18 protein-coding genes and 1 pseudogene are annotated in these 20,986 nt (G+C 65.5%); 9 read left to right on the top strand and 10 right to left on the bottom strand.

The features are described from left to right. Positions 1–172: 172 nt before the first annotated feature. On the bottom strand, positions 173–1,531 hold the full coding sequence (locus J8F10_RS13830; protein ID WP_210654389.1) for a hypothetical protein: 1,359 nt from the start codon (positions 1,529–1,531) through the stop codon (positions 173–175). A 290-nt stretch (positions 1,532–1,821) separates the two neighbouring features. Here J8F10_RS13830 and J8F10_RS38870 point away from each other — a divergent pair, with 290 nt between their 5' ends. Further along, positions 1,822–2,439, top strand: a complete 618-nt coding sequence (locus J8F10_RS38870) for a hypothetical protein (protein ID WP_246523325.1) — start codon at positions 1,822–1,824, stop codon at positions 2,437–2,439. A 472-nt stretch (positions 2,440–2,911) separates the two neighbouring features. Beyond that, positions 2,912–3,055, top strand: coding sequence for a hypothetical protein (locus tag J8F10_RS13820; protein ID WP_210654387.1), 144 nt, complete (start codon positions 2,912–2,914; stop codon positions 3,053–3,055). Positions 3,056–3,231: 176 nt separating this feature from the next. Here J8F10_RS13820 and J8F10_RS39865 read toward each other — a convergent pair whose 3' ends face one another. Then, a complete protein-coding gene (locus J8F10_RS39865) occupies positions 3,232–3,363 on the bottom strand; it encodes a hypothetical protein (RefSeq protein ID WP_261363058.1) in 132 nt (43 codons plus the stop codon). A gap of 220 nt (positions 3,364–3,583) precedes the next feature. Here J8F10_RS39865 and J8F10_RS38865 point away from each other — a divergent pair, with 220 nt between their 5' ends. The 3 genes from J8F10_RS38865 to J8F10_RS13805 all read left to right on the top strand — a co-directional run bounded on the left by J8F10_RS38865 (position 3,584) and on the right by J8F10_RS13805 (position 6,849). Beyond that, the gene (locus J8F10_RS38865) at positions 3,584–4,258 is read left to right on the top strand and encodes a hypothetical protein (protein ID WP_246523324.1); all 675 of its coding nucleotides are present in this window, start codon (positions 3,584–3,586) and stop codon (positions 4,256–4,258) included. A 68-nt stretch (positions 4,259–4,326) separates the two neighbouring features. After that, entirely contained in the window at positions 4,327–4,584 is a 258-nt protein-coding gene (locus tag J8F10_RS13810) for a hypothetical protein (RefSeq protein WP_210654385.1), read from the top strand. 456 nt (positions 4,585–5,040) lie between these two features. Then, positions 5,041–6,849: an ABC-F family ATP-binding cassette domain-containing protein gene (locus J8F10_RS13805; RefSeq protein ID WP_210654383.1), complete on the top strand. Its 1,809-nt coding sequence runs from the start codon at positions 5,041–5,043 to the stop codon at positions 6,847–6,849. Between the two features lie 226 nt (positions 6,850–7,075). On the opposite strand, the gene J8F10_RS13800 is transcribed toward J8F10_RS13805, so the two are convergent. Continuing rightward, positions 7,076–7,237: a hypothetical protein gene (locus tag J8F10_RS13800; protein ID WP_210654381.1), complete on the bottom strand. Its 162-nt coding sequence runs from the start codon at positions 7,235–7,237 to the stop codon at positions 7,076–7,078. 563 nt (positions 7,238–7,800) lie between these two features. Between J8F10_RS13800 and J8F10_RS38860 the strand changes: the two genes are divergently transcribed. Beyond that, complete coding sequence (locus J8F10_RS38860) at positions 7,801–8,154, top strand: hypothetical protein (RefSeq protein WP_246523322.1); 354 nt, start codon at positions 7,801–7,803, stop codon at positions 8,152–8,154. Positions 8,155–8,198: 44 nt separating this feature from the next. Here the strand turns inward: J8F10_RS38860 and J8F10_RS38855 are convergent, their stop codons facing one another. Continuing rightward, positions 8,199–8,723: a TIGR03067 domain-containing protein gene (locus J8F10_RS38855; RefSeq protein ID WP_246523320.1), complete on the bottom strand. Its 525-nt coding sequence runs from the start codon at positions 8,721–8,723 to the stop codon at positions 8,199–8,201. A gap of 29 nt (positions 8,724–8,752) precedes the next feature. Here J8F10_RS38855 and J8F10_RS13785 point away from each other — a divergent pair. Beyond that, positions 8,753–9,526, top strand: a pseudogene (locus tag J8F10_RS13785) (IS5 family transposase); the annotation flags it as partial. A gap of 65 nt (positions 9,527–9,591) precedes the next feature. On the opposite strand, the gene J8F10_RS13780 reads toward J8F10_RS13785, so the two are convergent. The 4 genes from J8F10_RS13780 to J8F10_RS13765 all read right to left on the bottom strand — a co-directional run bounded on the left by J8F10_RS13780 (position 9,592) and on the right by J8F10_RS13765 (position 16,638). Beyond that, positions 9,592–11,625 carry a sigma-70 family RNA polymerase sigma factor gene (locus J8F10_RS13780; RefSeq protein ID WP_210654377.1) on the bottom strand — a complete coding sequence of 678 codons (2,034 nt, stop codon included), beginning with the start codon at positions 11,623–11,625 and terminating at the stop codon, positions 9,592–9,594. Between the two features lie 339 nt (positions 11,626–11,964). Beyond that, on the bottom strand, positions 11,965–15,300 hold the full coding sequence (locus J8F10_RS13775; RefSeq protein WP_210654375.1) for a sigma-70 family RNA polymerase sigma factor: 3,336 nt from the start codon (positions 15,298–15,300) through the stop codon (positions 11,965–11,967). Between the two features lie 179 nt (positions 15,301–15,479). Then, positions 15,480–15,899: a hypothetical protein gene (locus J8F10_RS38850; RefSeq protein WP_246523319.1), complete on the bottom strand. Its 420-nt coding sequence runs from the start codon at positions 15,897–15,899 to the stop codon at positions 15,480–15,482. Positions 15,900–16,212: 313 nt separating this feature from the next. Further along, complete coding sequence (locus tag J8F10_RS13765) at positions 16,213–16,638, bottom strand: hypothetical protein (RefSeq protein WP_210654373.1); 426 nt, start codon at positions 16,636–16,638, stop codon at positions 16,213–16,215. Between the two features lie 606 nt (positions 16,639–17,244). Here J8F10_RS13765 and J8F10_RS13760 point away from each other — a divergent pair. Further along, a complete protein-coding gene (locus J8F10_RS13760) occupies positions 17,245–17,697 on the top strand; it encodes a DedA family protein (RefSeq protein ID WP_210654371.1) in 453 nt (150 codons plus the stop codon). Positions 17,698–17,855: 158 nt separating this feature from the next. After that, positions 17,856–18,362 carry a hypothetical protein gene (locus J8F10_RS13755; protein WP_210662343.1) on the top strand — a complete coding sequence of 169 codons (507 nt, stop codon included), beginning with the start codon at positions 17,856–17,858 and terminating at the stop codon, positions 18,360–18,362. 1,023 nt (positions 18,363–19,385) lie between these two features. On the opposite strand, the gene J8F10_RS38845 is transcribed toward J8F10_RS13755, so the two are convergent. Both J8F10_RS38845 and J8F10_RS13745 read right to left on the bottom strand, forming a co-directional pair. Further along, positions 19,386–19,562 carry a hypothetical protein gene (locus tag J8F10_RS38845; protein ID WP_246523317.1) on the bottom strand — a complete coding sequence of 59 codons (177 nt, stop codon included), beginning with the start codon at positions 19,560–19,562 and terminating at the stop codon, positions 19,386–19,388. Next, complete coding sequence (locus J8F10_RS13745) at positions 19,553–20,974, bottom strand: IS701 family transposase (RefSeq protein WP_246523315.1); 1,422 nt, start codon at positions 20,972–20,974, stop codon at positions 19,553–19,555. Before J8F10_RS13745 ends, J8F10_RS38845 begins: the two co-directional genes overlap by 10 nt. Between the last annotated feature and the right edge of the window lie 12 nt (positions 20,975–20,986).

Here is a 20,986-nt window from a genome sequence, read left to right as displayed (position 1 = left end):
CGGCATGTCAAAGACGGGCTACAAGAACGCCACCATCGGCTCTTTGGCCCGCCGGGTCATCCGGGGCGAGCGGGTTCCGTTCGTACCCGGGGGGGGGTAATGGTGGGCCTGCGCAAAGCCTTGACCCGCCCTACAAGAAAGACCCACACAACAAGAAAGCACTGCGACCGCCTCACTGCTTCTTCGCCAGTTCCTCCAGCATCGTCACCACGGCGTCGACCATGCGCTCGCCGGTGTCGCGTTCGGCGAAACTGTGGAGCCCGGTCCACGTTTGGTAGCCGCCCAACTCGAACGCCTTCTTGTCCGGCAGGTAGCCGACGTAGTCGTTCGCCAGTTCCGCGACATACGTGTACCGGAACGGGGACCGGCGCTTGATGTCCTGGCCCAGCACCGTGAAGAACTCGGCCGGCACGCCCACAACGGCCACGTCGCCGATCAGCACTGCTTGAATCACCGTCGTCCGCTCCTCGCCCTGTTTCGGGGCCAGCACCTTGCGCTGCGCGCGGAACACGTCGGTGTAGGCCTCCGCTTGCTTCCCCGCGCGCGCCTTGCAGTACGCCGAGACTGCGGCCTCTTCCTTCGCCTCGTCGAACGCGCGCACCTTGAACGCGAACGGCTTCTTCACCGCGGTCACGCGTGCCACCGGGCGCGGGGCGGTCTTCTCCAGTGCGTCCTTCACGGCCTGCTTGATGCGAAGGGTGTTTTCCGTGGCCGTGGACCCGAGGTTGTGCGTGGAGCCGGACGCGCCCTCCAGGAACAGGAACGTGCCGCCGAGTTCGGCTTCGAGTTCCTGAGCCGCGAGGCCGTAGAACGACGGCGAGCGCCCGGACGTGCGCACCCCGATCGTGTGCGTGGAGTGGTTGAACAGCACCGCGAGCGGCTTGTCGTTCGCGCCGCGGAACGCGAGCACCGGGAGCTCCGGGTCGAACGGCCCGGTCGGGCGCACCGTGTCGTCGCGCGGGCCGATCCAGAAGATACTGTTGTCCTTCAGGAGCAGCCGGCTGTTCTGCCCGACGGACGATTCCTCGCCGAGCCGGAAGTGGAACGTCGCGTCGCCCGCGCTGAGCTTCGCGTCGGCGTCTTTGGCCCCCTTCACGATCGCCTTCTGCACCCGGCGGCAGAAGAGTTCGTCGCGCTCGTACCCGTGAATGGTGACGGTGGTCGGGGCGTGGTGCGTGTGCGTGCAGTTGATGAGGACGTGCGCTTCGGGGATCTTGAGCGCCTTCGCGACCTCCTCGGTCACCGGGTCGAGCAGGTCGCGGTTGAGCATGAGCACGTCGCACGCGACGACGCACACCTTGCCCGCGCCGGGCTTCTCGATCACGGTCGCGACCGCGCGGAGCTTCCCCTCCTGCCCCTTCACCTTGTAGGGGAGAATCCCCCCGCCAATGACCATGCCGTCATCGGCTTCGAGTTCGACGGTCGCGGACCCGACCCGCACCGCCGTGGGCTTGGGCGGTTGATCGGCCGCAGCACTGAGCGCGGAGACGACGAGCGCGATGGCGACAGCGAGGCAGGAGCGGGCGCGCATGTGGGGGTACCCGTGGTGAGGAGCGAGTGCGGCGATTCTAACCGACGCAACGGGTGGTGCGAGCCCCTTTTTAGGTGGCGCGGGTTTCCGCTCCGGGCGCGCAACTCGCCTGGGCGTAAGGCGCGGAATCGGTCATGCTGGAAGCATTCCCGTGAGGGCAAGCAATGACCGAAGCGGAATGGTTGGCGTGTACTCACCCGCGAGTGATGCTGAGGTGGCTCGGCGACCGAAGCCCGGAGCGGAAGCGTCGACTCTTCGCGTGCGCGTGCTGCTACAGAGTCCGTCGCCTGATGAGCGACGATGGAAGCTGGAACGCGGTACTCGCTGCCGAGCGCTATGCCGACGGGGCGGCGACCGCCGAGGAACTTACTGAAGCTGCCGATATAGCCAATGGTAACATGCTGGGCGCGGATAACCGAATCCAAAGCCGGGCCGACGAAGCCGCGTATCAGAGCGCTGCGATTCTGGCGGATGAGCTATTCCTACTCAATCTGACCTGGGCAAGCGCAGCGCTCGCACTCGAAGGCCACGCTCTCGAAACGTCGTCTGGGCTGAGTGCAGAAGATACCGAGGAAATGTTGAGCAGTTGGGCGGAGGCATGGGGTGGTTCCGGCGAACCAATGGGTTGGACAGATCCCGATCCTGCCGCAGAGATGGTCAACTTACTCCGCGATATCTTCGGGAACCCGTTCCGCCCCGTGCCCTTCTCCCCCTCGTGGCGCACGTCCACGGCAGTTGCACTCGCCGCACAGATGTACGAATCACGTGACTTCAGCGTGATGCCGATTCTCGCCGACGCGATCCAGGACGCGGGCTGTGACAACGCCGATGTCCTCGATCACTGCCGCAACGACGGGCCGCACGTCCGCGGGTGCTGGGTCGTAGACTTGGCGCTCGGCAAGGAGTAGCAAGGGTACGATGATGGTGGTTCGACAAGGCGGTATTCGTTGTGGACTTTTACAGAAACCAGCGGTTCGCAGTTGAGAGTGGCGCGAAATGGCAGGAATAGACTTGGACGCGGATTTGTACCCAGGGCTCTTTGCGGCCGGGTGGCGAATCGGGACGCCGCTTGCGGAGTGCGGCGAGTTACTCCGTGGCGCCACCCAAATTGAGTACCAGTCGGATTTTCCTTTGAGGGATGCGATCGATCAAAACACCGGAGTATTGGTCGTTCGGAACACCCTCCCGTTGGGGTCGGGGAACACGGTCATATTCTTCGGGGCGGACGTAGTTCGCTTCGACTTCAACGCGGCTGGCGACTTGTTCTGTATCTGGGCGTTTGAGGGATACCGCGGGCGGGCGTTAGGGCGGATCGGGATCGGTAGCCCTCTTCAAGAGGCTCTGTCGGAGTTCCCGCTCTTTTATGACAGCGGCGATGAGATGTACTATCCGAATCGGGAGCTGGCTCCCCACGCCCCAACGGGCATCGCGTTCGTCGCGCACGAAGACGAGCAACCGGGCCGTATGCCGGTGCTCGGCATCAGTATCCACAATTGGGACATCATGCGCCGCACGCGCTCGTAAGAGGAAAACACAGTCCGACAGAACCACTGCCCATCCTTGGCCGGCCCGCCCGACGACCGGGCGCAAAGGGCGTTCCAGTCGATTACTTCCGATGCAAAACACTGCGGGCCGGGGGACAATCCCCGGCCCGCGTGCGTTCCCGTGAAGTCTACTTCTGAACCTGGGACGCGGAACGCTCACGGCACCGCCGCGGCCGCGAACAACTTCGCGACGGCGGAACCGCGACCGGCGAGGTTGATCCAGTCCGCCGTCGCGAAGTTGTTCGCGGCCGCGAAAGCGGTGCTGGAACAGCGTTCCCCGAGACGCATGGCGTGGCAATCGCTCGGACGACGCAACATCGTCCTGGTGCAAAGCACCGAGCTAAACCGACCACGAGAACTTTGACCGGCCCGCCCAGCGGAGCGCATGCACCGCCAGGGCCGGTCGGGAAAGTGACAGCCTACACGAACCCACCACCAACGCAAGCACCCAGACTTGCGACCGGCGCCGAATCGGTCATGCTGAGAGCCGTTCCCAAGAGAGCAACCAATGACCGAAGCGGAATGGCTCGCGTGCGACGACCCGACGCCGCTAACGAAGTTTCTCGAAATCAAGACGACGATCCGAAAGAAGAGGCTATTCGGTTTCGCTTGTTGTTTGCGCGTATACCACTTGCTTGAATCAGATAGTTACGAACACATGCTGGCGTTACTGGAACGGCGCGCCGACGGCCGAACCAGCGGGAAAGAAGAGGACGACCTCATGCGGATGGCAGGGCGCCTCCTGAACCACCGTTGGGAAACGCCGCCGGGAAAATATTACGCGCGCGGGGCCGTATCCGCGTTCAATACGGGCAACATAACGATCACCACGGAATTTGCTGCGCGGGCACTCAATACGGACGACGAACCGGTTGACGAGGAATGGGCTGAGTGTGCATTCTCGCGGGCGAGTGCGGAAGTCGCGTTTCAGGCTCACGTTCTGCGCGACGTCTTCGGGAATCCCTTTCGCTCCGTGACGTTCTCCCCTTCGTGGCGCATTTCCACGGCGGTCGCGTTGGCCGCGCAAATGTACGAATCACGGGATTTCAGCGCGATGCCGATCCTCGCCGACGCGCTCCAGGACGCAGGGTGTGATAGCGCCGATGTCCTCGATCACTGCCGCAACGACGGGCCGCACGTGCGCGGGTGCTGGGTCATCGACCTCGTGCTCGGCAAGGAGTAGCGGAAGCGGAGCGCCGGCGGTAGGCTGTGTCGGGTTCGGTCGTGTGAGCTGATTCGGGAGGTGATCCGATGATTCCGGAGATGTGTTTTGCGGCCGTCGTTCTCGCCACTGTGGTTGGCGCCATCGTCGCAGCGAAACGAAGCAGCGACGCATTCAAGGAGCGCTTCCCCCCAATCTCAGACGCGGAGTTTCTGGCACGCTGCTCGCCCGGAACCAACCCGGAGGTGGCGCTGAAGGTGCGGCGGATCGTCGCCGACTACTTTGCCGTTGAGTACGAGCGCATCTACCCCTCGACCCGATTCATCAAGGATTTGGGCGTGGATTGATCGGCACCTCGCAGCTTCTTCCGATGCAAAACGCCACGGGCCGGGGATTGCTCCTCGGCCCGTGGTGCGTTCTCATGGCGTCTACTATTCGACCTGGGGCGCGGAGCGCTCGCGGCACCGCCGGAACTGTTCCTGAACGTTCAGGAGCGGAACCACGATCAGCGGGGATGATCCAGCCCGCTCCTGAACGTTCAGGAACAGTTCCGAAAGCGGTGCTGGAACAGCGGTCCCCGCGCAGGGTGTGGTGGAATGTGCTCGGACGACGCAACATCGTCCTGGTGTAGGGCACCGAGCTAAACCGACCACGAGAACGAAACACAGCGTACACGAACCCACCACCAACGCAAGCACCGAGACTTGCGACCGGCACGGGCGAGGCACAACTTCGTTGCGTGGAGGGGCCGCGAACCGTAAGAAAACTCCGATTGTTCGCGCCCCGATCCCCCGGAACGAATTATGTCGTTGTTGCTGTCCGCGCAAGAGCTGAGTAAGAGCTACGGCCCGCGCCCGCTGTTCGAGGGGCTCTCGGTCGAGCTCCGGGCGGGCGAGCGCGTCGGGCTGATCGGTCCCAACGGTGCCGGGAAGTCGACGCTCCTCAAAATCCTCGCCGGGATCGAAGCGGCCGATAGCGGGACGCGGACCGCGCGCCGGGGCGTGCGCGTCGGGTACCTCACGCAGGACGACATCTTCGAGCCGGGGCAGACCGCGCACGGCGTTCTGATGGCGGCCCTCGCGGGCGAGAACCTCGAGGACCACGAGCGCGAGACGCGCACCGCGATCACGCTCACGCAGGTCGGGTTCGAGGACTTCGACGTGCGCGCCGAGACGCTCTCCGGCGGCTGGCGCAAGCGCCTCGCTCTCGCGCGCGAGCTGGTGCGCGAGCCCGACCTGCTCCTCATGGACGAACCGACGAACCACCTCGACCTGCCCGGCGTGGTGTGGCTCGAGCGCCTGCTGCGGGCCGCGCCGTTCGCGTACCTCGTCGCCACCCACGACCGCGCGTTCCTCCGGGCCGTGTCCGACGAGATCCTGGAAGTGAGCCGCGTGTACCCGGGCGGGGCGTTCCGCGTGGCCGGCGCGTTCGACGACTTCGCCGAAAAGCGCGACGCCTTCCTCGAGGCCCAGGCGCGCCAGCGCGACGCGGTCGCCAACCAGGTGCGGCGCGAGACCGAGTGGCTCGGGCGCAAGGAGTCCGCCCAGCGGAAGAAGTCGCGCTCGCGCATCGGCGAGGCCGCGGCGCGCCGGGACGAACTGGCCGAACTGAACTACCGCACCGCGGCGGCGGGAACGGCCGCGATCGACTTCGCCGGAACCGGGCGCCAGACGAAGAAGCTCCTCACGGCCACCGGCATCGGCAAAGCGCTCGGCGGGCGCCCGCTCTTCCGCGGACTGGACCTGATCGTCAGCCCGGGCACGCGGCTCGGCCTCCTGGGGCCGAACGGGAGCGGCAAAAGTACGCTGCTGAAGGCACTCGCGGGGGACATCGAACCGGACCAGGGGGTCGTCACGCGCGCGGACGGGTTGCGCATCGTGACGTTCGAGCAGGGCCGGTCCACGCTCGACCTGACGGTGCCCCTTCGCACGGCCCTCAGCCCGAACAGCGACACGGTCACCTTCAACGGGCGGCAACTGCACGTCGGCGGGTGGGCGCAGCGGTTCCTGTTCCGCCCGGACCAGCTCGACGTGGAAATGAGCGCGCTCTCCGGGGGCGAGCGGGCGCGCGTGCGGATCGCGCAACTCATGCTCAAACCCGCGGACCTGCTCCTGCTCGACGAACCGACGAACGACCTCGACATCCCGTCGCTCGAAGCGCTGGAAGACAGCCTCGAAGAGTTCCCGGGCGCGGTGATCCTCGTGACCCACGACCGCGACCTGATGGACCGGCTGTGTACCGAGGTGATCGGCCTCGACGGGCTCGGCGACTCGGCGAAGTACGGGAGCGTCGGCCAGTGGCTCACGGCCTACGAGCGCGCCACCGAAGCGGCGAAGCCCGCGCCCGTCGCGCCCGCGAAGAAGTCTTCCGCGCCGGCCGCGAAGCCGAAGAAGCTGAGCTACAAGGAGCAGCAGGAGTGGGACGGGATCGAGGCCGCGATTCTCGCCGCCGAGGGCACGGTCGCGGCGCGCGAACAAGAGGTCGCGAACGCGGGCAGCAGCCACGTCGCGCTCACCGCGGCGTGCAAGGCGCTCGAAGAGGCGCAAGCGGTGGTCGAGAAGCTGTACACGCGGTGGCAGGAACTCGAAGCGAAGCGCGGGAGCGGGAGCTAGGCGGTCCGTTACAGCGAGCCGCAACCGCAAGGGAGTAAATTCGGACGAGCCGCTCCCTTGCCAGTAGTTTCAAGTGATTTGGCAGTGCCGCATGGGAGTTCCTAAGTTCAAGGTTCTCAGGCACTTGAACGGGAGCCTCCCATGCGACGTGGTTACTCTACGATCACCCCGGCGGTGGTCCACGCACTGACGCGCCGAACGTTGAACGGGCCCTGGGTTGGACCGACTACAAGCGGTCGGTCACGCGCACCCAGTTGCTCGACCTGGTGCTGTTGATCGCGGGCACCACCCGCACGTTGTTCGCGGTAGTGACCCGGTACTTCGGGTTCTCCCACGAGACCGCGCGACAGGCGATGCACGCCAACCGGGGTTCCCAGGACCAACTCACGGCCCGGTTGGTGGATGCCCTTCACCAGGTGGCGGGGTTCACGCGCCGGGACCGGAGGCGCCGGTGGACGTGTGCCATCGATGTGCATTACGTCCCCTTTATGGGGATCGCAGCACCCCGGGATCATCGGCGGACCCAAGAAGGCCGGGACCTCGTTCTTTCACGCGCACGCCACCGGGGTACTGATTCACAAGCACCGGCGGTACACCGTGGGGCTGATGAGCGTGACGAAAGGAACCAAGCCGCACCAGCAGGTGCAGACCCTTCTGGACCAGGTGGCGGCCCGCGGCTCACGGTCCGCGGGGTGGTTCTGGACGCCGGGTTCGACAGCGGGGAGACCCTGTTGTGCTGTTGCAGGAACGGAACCTGAGCTACACGGTCCCGATGCGCAAGAAGGGCACCGGTACCAACCGCCGCAACGCCAGCTACACCCAACCCCACGGCACCATCACCACCATGGGTGGGTCACCGAGAAGAGCCGCAAGGCGGTATCGACTCGGGTGCTCGTGTGGCAACGGAAGGCGAATCGCACGCCCGGGTGTACGCGTTCCGCGGGTGGGGCGATGCGACCGCCGTGTCGGAGGCGAACCGGGCTCGGTTGGGGCGCCGGCGGTACCGAGCGGTTCGGGATCGAGACCAGCTATCGGCAGAAGAACCAGGCCCGCGGGTGGACCACCAGCACCAACCCCGAGTACCGGTTGCTGCTCGAGGGCGTGGCCCTGCTGTTGCGCCAGGTGTGGGTGTACCTGACGCTCCGGATCGCTCGGGCACGCGGGCTCGCGCCGACCGCCTGGGTCGCCCAGTTCCCGTTGGCCGAGATGCTCGACTGGCTCACGCAACGGATCCGCTCACGATACCCACGCACACGATGTATTACCCTGCCACACAATACACTTACAACCAACGCAACGCCTTGAAACTACTGTTGCGGTCGCGGCTCGTTATCAATCGCCCCGCTACCCTACTTCTTTCGCTTGAAGAGGAATCGCGCGGCCCCGGTGCCGCCCTCGAAATGCGTCGGGCGCACGTCCTTGTCCGATTGGGCGTAAGCCACGCGGAGCGTGTCGCCCTTCACCTCATAGATACCCTTGAGGACCGCACCGCCGAACACGAGGTCGATCTGTTTCGGCTCCCGGGACACGTCGAGGGTGTACCGCACCGCCCGGTAGAACACGCCTTCATCCTTGTGCAGCCGGACCATGTTCGCCTCGAATTCCCAGTGCCCGCTGTTCGGGCGCGGTGTACGTTCCGTCCCCGAAGTTTGAAGCACCCAACTCCCCACAGCTCCGCGGCCCAGCTCCCGATCTTCACCTTGTCCGGGGTTACCGCCCAGACGTCGGGGTGGGTGTGGCCAGCGCGCTCGCCGTTCGGGGTGTACAGGTACTCGCCGCGCCACGGGTCGAGTAGGGTCGTACCGGGCGCACGAACCGTCGTCCCTCAGCGGCCAACGTCTTCGGGTACGTACCCGTCTTAGTGACTGTCCCATAAGGGCAGTTGGGGTGGGTAAAATGGTTCATGAGAACCCAATCCTACCCGAGCGATGTAAGCGACGAGCAGTGGAGGTTAATCGAGCCTCACATCCCGGTCTATCCGGGCGGTCGGCCCCGCACGACCGACCTGCGGGATGTCGTCGATGCCGTGTTCTACATCTTGCGCACCGGGTGCCAGTGGCGCTACTTGCCCAAGGACTTCCCGCCCAAGTCCACGGTCTGGCGGTACTTCGACGAGTGGCGTCACAACGGTACCCTCGACACCATACACGACCTGCTCCGCAAGAAGGTCCGCACCCAGGAGAAGCCGTATGCGCGCGCACCACGGCGAGCGTCGATAGCCAGTCGGTGGACACGACCTCCGGCGGCGAGCAGCGGGGCCGGGACAACGCCAAGAACGTCGACGGGCGGAGCGCCACATCGTCGTGGATTCCTTGGGGTTGCTGCTGGCCGTGCTGGTGACCGCCGCGAGCGTGGACGATGCCCAAGCCGCGCAGGAACTGTTCCCCCGCTTGGAGGGACAGCCGGTCGGCAAGGTGGTGCGGATGTACGCGGACAGCAAGTACCACAACTTCGCCCTCTACGCGTGGGTCGAGGACAACGCCCGGTGGGATCTGGTCATCGTGCGCGCCCGGAGGGGTCGAAGGGGTGGGTGAAGCTGCCGATCCGGTGGACCGTGGAGCGCACGTTCGCGTGGCTGGGCACGTGCCGGCGGCTCACCAAGGACCGGGAGGAAAGCGTGATGTCAGCGGAGGCGTTCATCAAACTGGCCATGATCCACCTCATGCTCAACCGACTCGAACCCAAATATGCCGACCCCGAATCCAATATCACAAAGCCGCGTGACAACCCCTTATGGGACAGTCACTTGGCCCGGTACGCTTCCACCGCGTTCGCGAGGTTCAGGACGTCCGCGCGGGCGCGCGCGAGTTTCGGGTCTTCGGGCGGCGGGGGCGTGGCAATCAGTTTCAGTAGCTCCTCGTGGTACTGCGTGCGGACGGCCTTCTCCTTCGCGGCGACCGCGCCCGCCATCACTGCCACCGTGATTCTCCCGTCGAGCGGTTGGGGCACGTCCTTCCAGTTCTCGATGTACGCCCGAATCAGGTGCTCGTAACCCATGTCGCTGGGGTCGCCGCCGTTCTGGATCACGTCCACGATCGTCGGGACCGCGATCGGGCCGAGCTTGATGAGTTCCCAGGGCGCTTCGGACGTGCTCCGGAGCATCTTGCGCAGCACCGGGACGGCCTTCTCCCCGCCCAGGCGCCCCACCGCCAGCGCGACCGCCGCGCGCACGCTCGAATCCCGGTCCGTAGCCAGGTCGTTCACGTGCTCGCGCTCCGCTTCCAGCTTCAGCAACCCGATCAGCCGCACCGCGACGCGCACCTCGTCGACCTGCTTGTTGAACGAGTTGCGCACGGTCCGCGTGGCCCACGGGACGAAGCGGGTTAAATCGATCGCGTACAGCGACTTGCCGATCGACTCGCCCAACTCTCCGCCGATGATATTGTCCAGGTCGCGGCGCGCTTCCACCATCGTGTTGAGAAGCCATTCCAGGCGGTAGAGCAGGAACTCCTGGTGTGCGATCGATTGGAAGAAGTGGAATACATTCCGATACCCCTCGGACACACCCGTTATTTTTAGAGTTCTCTTGATCGGAACGCGCCCGGTGTTGCGCTCGAGTGTGATCGTGTACTCGGCCGCGTGCAGGCGCGGTACCTCCTTCGCGTCCGCCTTGAGCCACTCCGTGTCCTTCAGTACCTGGTTCAGCGCGCGGAGCCGGTCGCGCGGAAGTTTGTGAACGAGCCGCGCGCCGGGCAAGGGGTTACCGCCCCCGGGGGGCACGCGCCCGGGAACCTCGTACAAGCACGATCCGTCCGACGAGATGCGGATCGTTCCGCCCGGCTCGTTGCTCAGCCCGGGCGGTTTGATGATGACGACGGTGATGCTCTCGAACTCGACGCGCGGCGCGGGGACCGGTGGCGGGGCCACGGGCAGGTCCGCGCGCACCACTTCGCGCGCCGCGGCTTCGGGCTCGTCGATCACCGGCGCGGCTTCTGCCACGGGCGGCTCCACGGCCGGCGCTTCGACGTCCCGGATGCCCGCGACCACGAGCCCGACGGCCCCGAAGGTGACGGCGAACAGCAGCCCGAACTTCAATCGCGTGGGTGTCATAGCGGCGACCGCTCCGTTGGCGAGTTCGACGGCGCGCGAGGGTTCCGCGAACCCGGCGGCGAACCGAACCGCGGACCTGGCTGTTACAAGAACCATTAATGGCGGTGTGGCGTTGGAACTGGACGCCGAAAAAGCAATCGCGGCGGCCGCCAGTCCGCGCCGCGCGAGGCGCTGACGGAGCCTTTCGCGCCCCCGGTCCAGCCGGTCGCGCAGCGTACCGCGGGGGAGTTCGAGGCGCGTGGCGGCCTCGTCGAGCGTGAGCCCTTCGAGGTGGCACAGGAGTATTGGTGCGCGGAGTGCTTCGGGGAGCCCCGCGAGTTCCGCGTGGATGAGCGCGCGGACTTCGGCCCATGTGAGTTCGTCGTCGGGCACGGGCGTGTCACGCGGAACCGCCTCGTGGCGCGCCCGCCTCGTGCGCGAGCGCAGCGCCCGCAGTGCGATTCGCCGCGCGACGCCGTGCAACCAGCACCCGATCGAGGCGCGCGTGCGGATCGTGTTGGCGTTTCGCGCGAGCACCAGGAACGATGCCTGGAACACGTCTTCGGCGTCCTGGGTGTGGCGCAACACGCTGCGCGCGACATCGAGTACGACCGGTCCGTGTCGTTCCACGAGTGCCGCGAACGCGAACTCGTCGCGCTCGGTGGCGAAGCGCGCGAGCAGCGCGTGGTCCGCGAGTTCGCTGTGGGCGAGTGCGGCGAGCCGGGCGATTGCGTGCATGTCCGCCATGATGGTTCCCGAGCGCCCCTTTCACCCCATAGTCCCCGGTCGGGTTCTGGGGTGCTGGACAATTCTCGGAATTCTGGCGCGTGGGTTCCCAGGGTGCGCGGTGCGACCCTGGGCTGAGATGTGCAACCCCTTCGGGGTAAAGAACCGAACCGCCCGCGCCCGGTGAACCCCGCCCGTCAGGGCGGTGGGTGCGCCCACACGCGCCGCGCGCCCGCACCACCAATTCCGATACCCCGAAGGGGTTACACATCCCAGCCCAGGGTCGCACCGCGCACCCTGGGGAACCCATCCGATGTACAACCCCTTCGGGGTACCAAATCAAAACGGGCCGCGCCGCGCCTACTTTCGGTCGGCGTGCCAGCGCGCCCAGTTCTTGCGGACGTCCTCCAGGCGCCCGAGTTCCTTCAGCTTCTCGCCGCCTTTGTACTGATCGTCGTGGAAAGTGTAATCCCGACGGCCCGCCCGGTCGGTACCGTCCACCGCGCGGGCCAGTTCGACCATGACCGTGGCCGCCTGGTGCCCGACGAACCCCCACCCCGTGTCCCCCTCACGCGGGAGCGCAGTCGGGTCGGCGACTGCCTCGATCACGTCCGGGATCAGCCTGATGGCTTGCAGGTCGCGGATCGTGGTCAGCGCCTGCCGTTTCTCCTCGGGCGTGCCGCTCCGGAGCTTCTTCCGCAACCCGTCGAGGTCGCCTGCAGCGGGCGCGGGTGCCGGTGCCGGTCCGGTGCCCTTGCGCTTGAGCACCCACAAGGTGTCGTCCGGCCCCCGGAGAGCGTTGAAGTCAGCCGGCCGGTTCTGACCTCCTCCTAAACAGATCATCAATGTGTCGTCTTTGACCGCGTAAATGCCCCGAGCGGTTTTTGCCCCCGTGGGGCGGGGCGAGAAGACGAAATCGATCTCTTTCGGGGACTTACTCGGGTCGATCGTGTAATTGACCTTCCACTCGGACTCCGTCAAAAATTTCCCGTTGGTCTCGAATCGGAGCGTGGAACCGGTCGCAACGAGGTCGAAGGGTGGAGGCTCCTGCTTTTTGCCGCCCTGCTCGGCTTTCACGAACTCCCACTCGCCCGCGATGGTCCCCCGATCGATGAGGACCGGCTGCTCGAACAGTTCGCCGGTGAGCTTCATGAGACTGGCCTTCACCGGCCAATCTCCTTTGCCTTGATTCCACTCCGTCCAGTTGCTGTACACCTTGATTAATTCGCCCTTTCTGTTCGTGAACTGGAAGGTGACTGCGGCCTTCCACGCCCCGGCCGTCGACGATGTCTTCCCGCTCCCCAGCTCCGGGAAGCAGGCCGCGAGCTTGGCGAGTGTCTCCTCGTCCGTGATCGCCTTCTTCATCACCTCGCCCGGTTTGCCCCCCAAGCCGTCGCGACCCAGGTAGAGTGTCGCTTCCGCGGAGACGTACTCCGCCGGCGCCTTTTCGGACTTCGCGGGCGGCCTGCGCCTGTAGGTACAAACGGTAGCCTTCGAGTCGGCGGTTACCTTGAATCCCGTCGGACGCACATCATTGCCCGAAAACGCGAGCGTTAGTGTGTCGCCGGTGAGGTCGTAGATACCCAACGTGATCGGCTTGAGATTCTTTTTCTCCGTCTCAACGTCGGGTGAATTGTCCGGGGGGGCGAACAGATCGAAAGATTTGGGGCTCGTATTGCTATAGACTCTGATATTCATCAATCGCACGCCAGATACCATGTCTTGACGGAACGTGTCGTTTGCGATTACCAACTCGCGCAAAAAGAGGCTTAAATTCGGTCCTGTTATCCGCGACCCCGGGGCTTCAAGGGCGATCGGGTCCCAGGTACCTTGAAGCTCCTCGAGCGGCGTTTTGGGCGCGGGGGCCTTTGCACCGGGCTTCTTGATCGGCAGGAGCCACTTCCGAATCGGTTCGGCGCGCACGAACTCGACGCGCTCCTTCGGGTAATCGGTACGCGACTTGGCCGTTCGCGCGTCCCAGTCGAGGTTGGTCGCGGGCGTGCCCGCGGGGACGCGGACGTTTACGTCGCTCTTTGTTCGGTAAGGTAGCCACTCATCGAGGGCCGTGCGCCCGTTGACGCGGAGTGCGGACACTTCCCAGACTTCGATCTGATCCACATCTTTCCAGCACTCGATCGGGTACCGGTCGAAGCGAACGGTCGCTTCGGGAGCGAGATAGAAGGCGTGGAACCCCCCGATGAAACTCACGCGAACGGCCTCGCCCATCCCGCCATCTTTGGTGCTCCTATAGCTGTCCCCGACGAACGCCTGCGGGGTGTCCTCGGTCGCGAGGAACTTCCCTGACTCCGCGAGCGGTTTGTCCCCCGAATACCGGGTGAGCAGCCAGACCGGTTCGTTCCGGGGGTTGGTCAGCTCCAGGGACACGAACACGGTGCGCATCGGCGGCTTGCCCTCGCGCTGGTCCAGGAAGATCGCTTTAGCGGGCGGCTCGCGTGTGAGGGTTAGTAGCGACGTGCGCCCCAGATCCTTCGAGAACAATTTCGGCCGCTCCGCGCCACCGGCCGCCATACAGAGCCTCAGTTCATTCCCCTCGAGCGAGTAAATACCTTTCTCGACGAACACGAGCGGACCATCGGTCCCCACCTGACACGTGAGGTCAATTGTTTTGGGATTCTGCTTGGGATCGAGCTTGTACCACGTGTTGACTTGATCCTCTGGCTTGGGCGCTTTCTTCTCCCCGGGCCTCTCGAGCCGGCCACTTATGAATGTCCACTTCTCACCCGCTTGTAGGAAGACGTCGTTGGTGATCGCCCATGCGCCCTGCAGTTTCTCTTCGTCGGTCATGGACTTGGCGGGTGGTTTCTCCTCGGGCTTAGCTGTGGGCGCTGGCGCGGATGGGAGTTCCGCTTTCTGTGGGCCGGTTCCCATCTGAGTACCCGCGACGACGAGCCCAACAGTGCTCAGCGTGGCCACGAGCAGCAGACCGAGTTTCATTCGCACAGCGGTCATGGCAGACATTGCTCCGTTAGCGAGTTCGACGGCGCGCGTGGGGTCCGCGAACCCGGCGGCGAACCGAACCGCGGACCGGGCCGTTCCGAGAACGACCTCCGGCGGAACCGCGTTGGAAATCGATGTCGGGAAGGCGATCGCGGCCACGGCCAGTCCGCGCCGCGCGAGGCGCACGCGCAGAACTTCGCGCGCCCGGTCCAGGTGCCTTCGCAGTGTGCTCCGCGAGAGTTCGAGGCGCGCGGCGGCCTCGTCGAGCGTGAGTCCTTCGAGGTGGCACAGAAGTATTGGGGCGCGGAGTGCTTCGGGTAGCCGCGCGAGTTCCGCGTGGATGAGCGCGCGGACTTCGGCCCACGTGAGTTCGTCGTCGGGGATCGGTGCGTCACGGGGGACCGCCTCGTAACGTGCCCGCCTCGTGCGTGCGCGCCGCGCCCGGAGCGCGAGCCGGCGCGCGACGCCGTGGAGCCAGCACCCGACCGAGGCGCGCGTGCGGATCGTGTTGGCGTTGCGCGCGAGCACCAGGAACGACGCCTGGAACACGTCTTCGGCGTCCTGGGTGTGGCGCAACACGGAGCGCGCGACATCGAGCACGACCGGTCCGTGTCGTTCCACGAGTGCGGCGAACGCGAACTCGTCGCGCTCGGAGGCGAAGCGCGCGAGCAGCGCGTGGTCCGCGAGCCCGGTGTGGGCCAGGGTCGCGAGTCGAGCGATCGAGTGCGCATCGGCCATGTGTGCTTCCGCCTCCTTCACCCCATAGTTCCCGGTCGCGTTCGGGCGTGCTCAGTTATTTTCGGGATTCTAGAACGGCACTACGAGCCGCGACCGCAAGGGAGCGGGAAGCGATGTGCCTTCCCAGCGAGTTGCACTCGGTTGAGAAGGGTTATGCCTCCCGCCCCTTGCCAGTAGTTTCAAGGCGTTGCGTTGGTTGTAAGTGTATTGTGTGGCAGGGTAATACATCGTGTGCGTGGGTATCGTGAGCGGATCCGTTGCGTGAGCCAGTCGAGCATCTCGGCCAACGGGAACTGGGCGACCCAGGCGGTCGGCGCGAGCCCGCGTGCCCGAGCGATCCGGAGCGTCAGGTACACCCACACCTGGCGCAACAGCAGGGCCACGCCCTCGAGCAGCAACCGGTACTCGGGGTTGGTGCTGGTGGTCCACCCGCGGGCCTGGTTCTTCTGCCGATAGCTGGTCTCGATCCCGAACCGCTCTCGGTACCGCCGGCGCCCCAACCGAGCCCGGTTCGCCTCCGACACGGCGGTCGCATCGCCCCACCCGCGGAACGCGTACACCCGGGCGTGCGATTCGCCCTTCCGTTGCCACACGAGCACCCGAGTCGATACCGCCTTGCGGCTCTTCTCGGTGACCCACCCATGGTGGTGATGGTGCCGTGGGGTTGGGTGTAGCTGGCGTTGCGGCGGTTGGTACCGGTGCCCTTCTTGCGCATCGGGACCGTGTAGCTCAGGTTCCGTTCCTGCAACAGCAACAGGGTCTCCCCGCTGTCGAACCCGGCGTCCAGAACCACCCCGCGGACCGTGAGCCCGCGGGCCGCCACCTGGTCCAGAAGGGTCTGCACCTGCTGGTGCGGCTTGGTTCCTTTCGTCACGCTCATCAGCCCCACGGTGTACCGCCGGTGCTTGTGAATCAGTACCCCGGTGGCGTGCGCGTGAAGAACGAGGTCCCGGCCTTCTTGGGTCCGCCGATGATCCCCGGGTGCTGCGATCCCCATAAAGGGGACGTAATGCACATCGATGGCACACGTCCACCGGCCTCCGGTCCCGGCGTGAACCCCGCCACCTGGTGAAGGGCATCCACCAACCGGGCCGTGAGTTGGTCCTGGAACCCCGGTTGGCGTGCATCGCCTGTCGCGCGGTCTCGTGGGAGAACCCGAAGTACCGGGTCACTACCGCGAACAACGTGCGGGTGGTGCCCGCGATCAACAGCACCAGGTCGAGCAACTGGGTGCGTGACCGACCGCTTGTAGTCGGTCCAACCCAGGGCCCGTTCCAACGTTCGGCGCGTCAGTGCGTGGACCACCGCCGGGGTGATCGTAGAGTAACCACGTCGCATGGGAGGCTCCCGTTCAAGTGCCTGAGAACCTTGAACTTAGGAACTCCCATGCGGCACTCCAAATCACTTGAAACTACTGTTGCGGTCGCGGCTCGTTTTTCTGTGCGGATTCGGTCCACAAAAGGGAAGCCGGCGACCGAAGTCGCCGGCTTTCGTGGATAGGTTGGGTGAAGTGCGATCAGGTGTGGGTTGGGCCGGGGAACTCGGCCCGACTGTGTTCGTCGACAAAGAGAAATGCACGCGGTGTGCCAAAGCCCGCATTTGATGCCAGGTAAGCGCGAATGGCTAGGATTCCTAGCGTTTTCGCACTTTGAAGATTCGGGACACGGGGCGCAGGAGTTGTAACCTTTACCTCGCAAATCCTGGTACGCTGCCGACCACGCTGGTTGGCACGCGGTTTCCTTTACCACTCTCGGCCCATTCGGATCGGCGGAGGAGAGCAATGCCAGACATCGTTGCGTTAGTTCGTGGTCACGGGTATTGGATACTCGGCCTCGTTGTACTCCTGGAGAACGCCGGGGTACCGGTGCCGGGCGAAACCGCGCTCCTGGCGGCCGGATACCTGACCAGCCCGGACGGGGCCAGCACCTCCACATTTGGGCGGTGGTGGCGGTCGCGTTCTGCGCGGCGATCGCGGGCGACAATTTGGGCTTCTGGCTGGGGCGCCGGGTCGCGCGCGCGCAGCGCCTCGACGCCGGGCGCCGGTTCCTGTTCCTCACGCCCGAGCATGAAGATCGCGGAGCGGTACTTCGCGAAGTACGCGCGCTCACGGTGTTCATCGCGCGGTTCATTACGGGCCTGCGCGTGATCGCGGGGCCGGCCGCGGGCGCGTCCGGGATGCGCTGGGGCGGTTCCTCCCGGCGAACGCGGCCGCGCGCGGTGTGGGCGGTGGCGATGGCGTTCATCGGTCACTTCGCGGGGCACGCCTGGGAAGCGATGCAGCACCGGCTCGGGCAGGCGGCGTGGATCGTGCTGGCGGTGGTCGCGGTCGGGTTCGTGACGTGGCGCGTGAGTACCTACCTCCGAAAAGGGAGCGTCCCCGAACCGCCGCCCGCGTGACGCCGAGTGCCGTAGCGGACCGGCCCCCGCGATATATTCTGGAGGCATGGATGAACACCAATGGCTGACCGGGACCGACCCGCAGGAGATGTTGAATTTCCTTTTCGGAAAGGCGAGCAAGCGGAAACAGCCTGTTCGCGTGCGCGTGCTGCCGGCGCGTGTGGAACGCCTTCGTACCACCGATCACGATCCGAATCGTAACGGCCGCGGAAGCGTTCGCGGACGGCGAACTGAGCGACGCGGACCTGGCCCGCGTCCACTCCACGGCACGCGCGGTCTGTCAAGAAGCACGGACCGAATCTACTGACACGTCGGGCTACCTCACCCACATCGAACTGGCCGCCGCCAACGTCACTTCAAAGTTCGTCACGGTCGCCGGCTACGCCCGACAAGCCGCCGTCAATGCCGCGGCCGATCTGCCGGCTTCAGGGCCGGAACCCGGCGACGAACAGCTTCCAGAGTACGTGGACGAACTCGCGGCGCAAGCGGACCTCGTGCGCGACGTATTCGGCAACCCGTTTCGCTCGCTCGAAATTCAGCTCGAGTGGCTCACGGAAACGGTACTCTCCCTGGCACGCGGCATCTACACGGACCGGGCCTTCGACCGAATGCCGATCCTGGCGGACGCGCCCAGGACGCCGGGTGCGACGACGAAGACATTCTGAGCCACTGCCGCTCACCGCGTGAGCACGCGCGCGGGTGCTGGGTCGTTGACCTGCTGTTGGGCAAGAGTTGAGTGCGTATACATGGGACGATATGCGATTCGAGTGCCCGATGACCGAAGCGGAATGGCTCACGTGCAGCGAACCCAAACCGCTACTTGAGTTCCTAACGGGGCGAGCAAGCGATCGGAAATTACGGCTGTTCGCGGTTGATTGTTGCCGCCGCGTGAAGCACCTGCTCCGCGACGGTTACCTCAAAACAGCCGCAAGGCAATTGGCGTGGTGGAGCGACACATTGAGGGGCAGCCACTTTCGAGCAGGTTCGGGCGGTACTTGCTGAGGTCGTTGGGGACGTGTACGAATCAGCGGCCATGATTCTTCACGCAGGAGAAGCGGAATCCTACGCTGCGGAATCTGCCGTAAGAGCGATCGACTGTTTGCGCGATTTTCGTGTTGTCGGGACCGCTTACTATTCCGCCTACGCAATTGCCTACGACGCACTCGCAACTCACGGCGATCCTGTCTTGGAGAGGATCGCAAGCGAGCACGCTGTGAGGGGCTGGAGAGGAGAGGCACAAGCGCGAGCCGATGAAGCCGAGGTGATTCGCTTGCCCGGTTACGTGCGGGCACTTGCCGGCGAGCGAGTAGGCCAGACCGCCCGGTTGCACGACATCTTCGGCAATCCGTTTCGCCCGATCATCTTCTCCCCATCCTGGCGCACGAGCACCGCGATTGCGATTGCGCGCAGATGTATGAGTCTCGCAACTTTGGTGCGATGCCGATTCTGGCGGACGCGCCCAGGACGCGGGGTGCGACGACGAAGACGTCCTGAGCCACTGCCGCGAACCGCGCGAGCACGTGCGCGGGTGCTGGGTCGTTGACCTACTATTGGGCAAGAGCTGAGCCGCACGCTCATCCCATCTGGTAACGAGCCGCGACCGCAAGGGAGCGGGAGACACTTCCGTTTTGCTTAATGCGTGAAGTGCTTTCGGAGCGGGGAAGTGCCTCCGCCCCTTGCCAGTAGTTTCAAGGCGTTGCGTTGGTTGTAAGTGTATTGTGTGGCAGGGTAATACATCGTGTGCGTGGGTATCGTGAGCGGATCCGTTGCGTGAGCCAGTCGAGCATCTCGGCCAACGGGAACTGGGCGACCCAGGCGGTCGGCGCGAGCCCGCGTGCCCGAGCGATCCGGAGCGTCAGGTACACCCACACCTGGGCGCAACAGCAGGGCCACGCCCTCGAGCAGCAACCGGTACTCGGGGTTGGTGCTGGTGGTCCACCCGCGGGCCTGGTTCTTCTGCCGATAGCTGGTCTCGATCCCGAACCGCTCTCGGTACCGCCGGCGCCCCAACTGCTCTTTGCGCAACTTCATCACCATTAAGCGGCCAAGTCGAGTAGTCGTTCGGCGGCGACTTGTAATTCGGCCTCGTTGATCCCGGGCCGCAGAACCGCCTGAATTTCGTTCCGCAGTAGCTCACGGCGCCAGGCGCGCGCTTATCCGCGTGACTCGGTCGCCGTTCCCCGTCGTCCCATGGACTTGCGGCCCGGTGCCCGGCCAACGCCTTGGCATCCCGATTCCAGGCCCAAGCTTCGGTCATCGTGAGCGCCCACAGGCACACGTGGAACGCCCCGACGTTGGCCCGCACGAGGCGCACCTGCTGCTGACCCGCCCCGACAACTTTTTCAGATCGCGGAACGCGATCTCCAGGCTGAAGCGACTCGCGACACTTCCGAGGATGTCGCCCACCGGCGCGGGCGGTGTCGGTGCAGAAGAACGCCACCCACCCGGTGGGCTCGTCCACCAGAACGACGCGAATCGCCCCACCGGCCGGGCGCCAGGTGGCCACGAACGTCTTGTACTTCTTCTCCGTCGGTTTCCCGTACAAGTCGAACGTCCCGGTGGCCCACCCGCGGGTCTGTCCGGCTCGCTTGGCCAACTCGATTCGCTGGTCCCCATAGGTCCGGTTCGGTCCGCGCTGGTGGGGCGCCCGCGGGCCGGGCACGGACCACAGGGCCGAGTCCTTCCTCAGTCGGCTCACCACCGTCACCCCGAGCTCCCGCAGGGGCTTGAGTACCGGGGCCTTGGCGTACGCCCCGTCGGCCACCACCCAGAGGGGCTTGCCCAGGTGCCCGAGCCACGAGGCGGCCCACCGCACCAACTCGACGGCCAGTTCCAGCTTGGTCCGGAACCCGGGCCGGGTCCTCGCCGGGATCCCCGGAAGGTCCTTGCGGCGCACGTACAACCGGGCCAGCAGCGGGAGCGCAACGATGCCCCAAGAGGGGTGCCGGGCCAGGAGCCCGAGGACCACCCACACGTGCCCGTACACGAACGGTCCGCCGGCCGGCCCGGGCGTCGGGTTGTGGTGCACCCCGGCCCCTTGTACCGTTGCCCCGTATCGTTCCGTTGGGGTGTCATCCAGGGCCAACGTGAGCCGTCTGGCCTCCGCCGCCAGGGGCCTCACGACTCCCGCAGCAGGTGTGACGCCGCGCGTCGGTCCGGCCCCAAGCGCGGCCACCGTGGTGTAGCACGGGCGATACTCATCGCTCAGCCCGGCGGACCGAATCCAGGTCGTAACGGTGCGCGGCCCCGAGCCAGAACGGCTCCGACCAGCAACCATGCCAGCCGCGGA

The sequence above is a fragment of the Gemmata palustris genome (genome assembly GCF_017939745.1).
Classification (GTDB): Bacteria; Planctomycetota; Planctomycetia; order Gemmatales; family Gemmataceae; genus Gemmata; species Gemmata palustris.
The sequence above is the reverse complement of the archived record's forward strand: the minus strand, read 5'-3'. Positions and strand labels throughout refer to the sequence as shown.

Bases quoted from the DNA above. Each gene is read 5' to 3' on its own strand.
- J8F10_RS13830 (WP_210654389.1), bottom strand. From the start codon at position 1,531: ATGCGCGCCCGCTCCTGCCTCGCTGTCGCCATCGCGCTCGTCGTCTCC.
- J8F10_RS38870 (WP_246523325.1), top strand. From the start codon at position 1,822: ATGAGCGACGATGGAAGCTGGAACGCGGTACTCGCTGCCGAGCGCTAT.
- J8F10_RS13820 (WP_210654387.1), top strand. From the start codon at position 2,912: ATGTACTATCCGAATCGGGAGCTGGCTCCCCACGCCCCAACGGGCATC.
- J8F10_RS39865 (WP_261363058.1), bottom strand. From the start codon at position 3,363: ATGCGTCTCGGGGAACGCTGTTCCAGCACCGCTTTCGCGGCCGCGAAC.
- J8F10_RS38865 (WP_246523324.1), top strand. From the start codon at position 3,584: ATGACCGAAGCGGAATGGCTCGCGTGCGACGACCCGACGCCGCTAACG.
- J8F10_RS13810 (WP_210654385.1), top strand. From the start codon at position 4,327: ATGATTCCGGAGATGTGTTTTGCGGCCGTCGTTCTCGCCACTGTGGTT.
- J8F10_RS13805 (WP_210654383.1), top strand. From the start codon at position 5,041: ATGTCGTTGTTGCTGTCCGCGCAAGAGCTGAGTAAGAGCTACGGCCCG.
- J8F10_RS38860 (WP_246523322.1), top strand. From the start codon at position 7,801: ATGCGACCGCCGTGTCGGAGGCGAACCGGGCTCGGTTGGGGCGCCGGC.
- J8F10_RS38855 (WP_246523320.1), bottom strand. From the start codon at position 8,723: ATGGGACAGTCACTAAGACGGGTACGTACCCGAAGACGTTGGCCGCTG.
- J8F10_RS13780 (WP_210654377.1), bottom strand. From the start codon at position 11,625: ATGGCGGACATGCACGCAATCGCCCGGCTCGCCGCACTCGCCCACAGC.
- J8F10_RS13775 (WP_210654375.1), bottom strand. From the start codon at position 15,300: ATGGCCGATGCGCACTCGATCGCTCGACTCGCGACCCTGGCCCACACC.
- J8F10_RS13765 (WP_210654373.1), bottom strand. From the start codon at position 16,638: ATGCGACGTGGTTACTCTACGATCACCCCGGCGGTGGTCCACGCACTG.
- J8F10_RS13745 (WP_246523315.1), bottom strand. From the start codon at position 20,974: ATGGTTGCTGGTCGGAGCCGTTCTGGCTCGGGGCCGCGCACCGTTACG.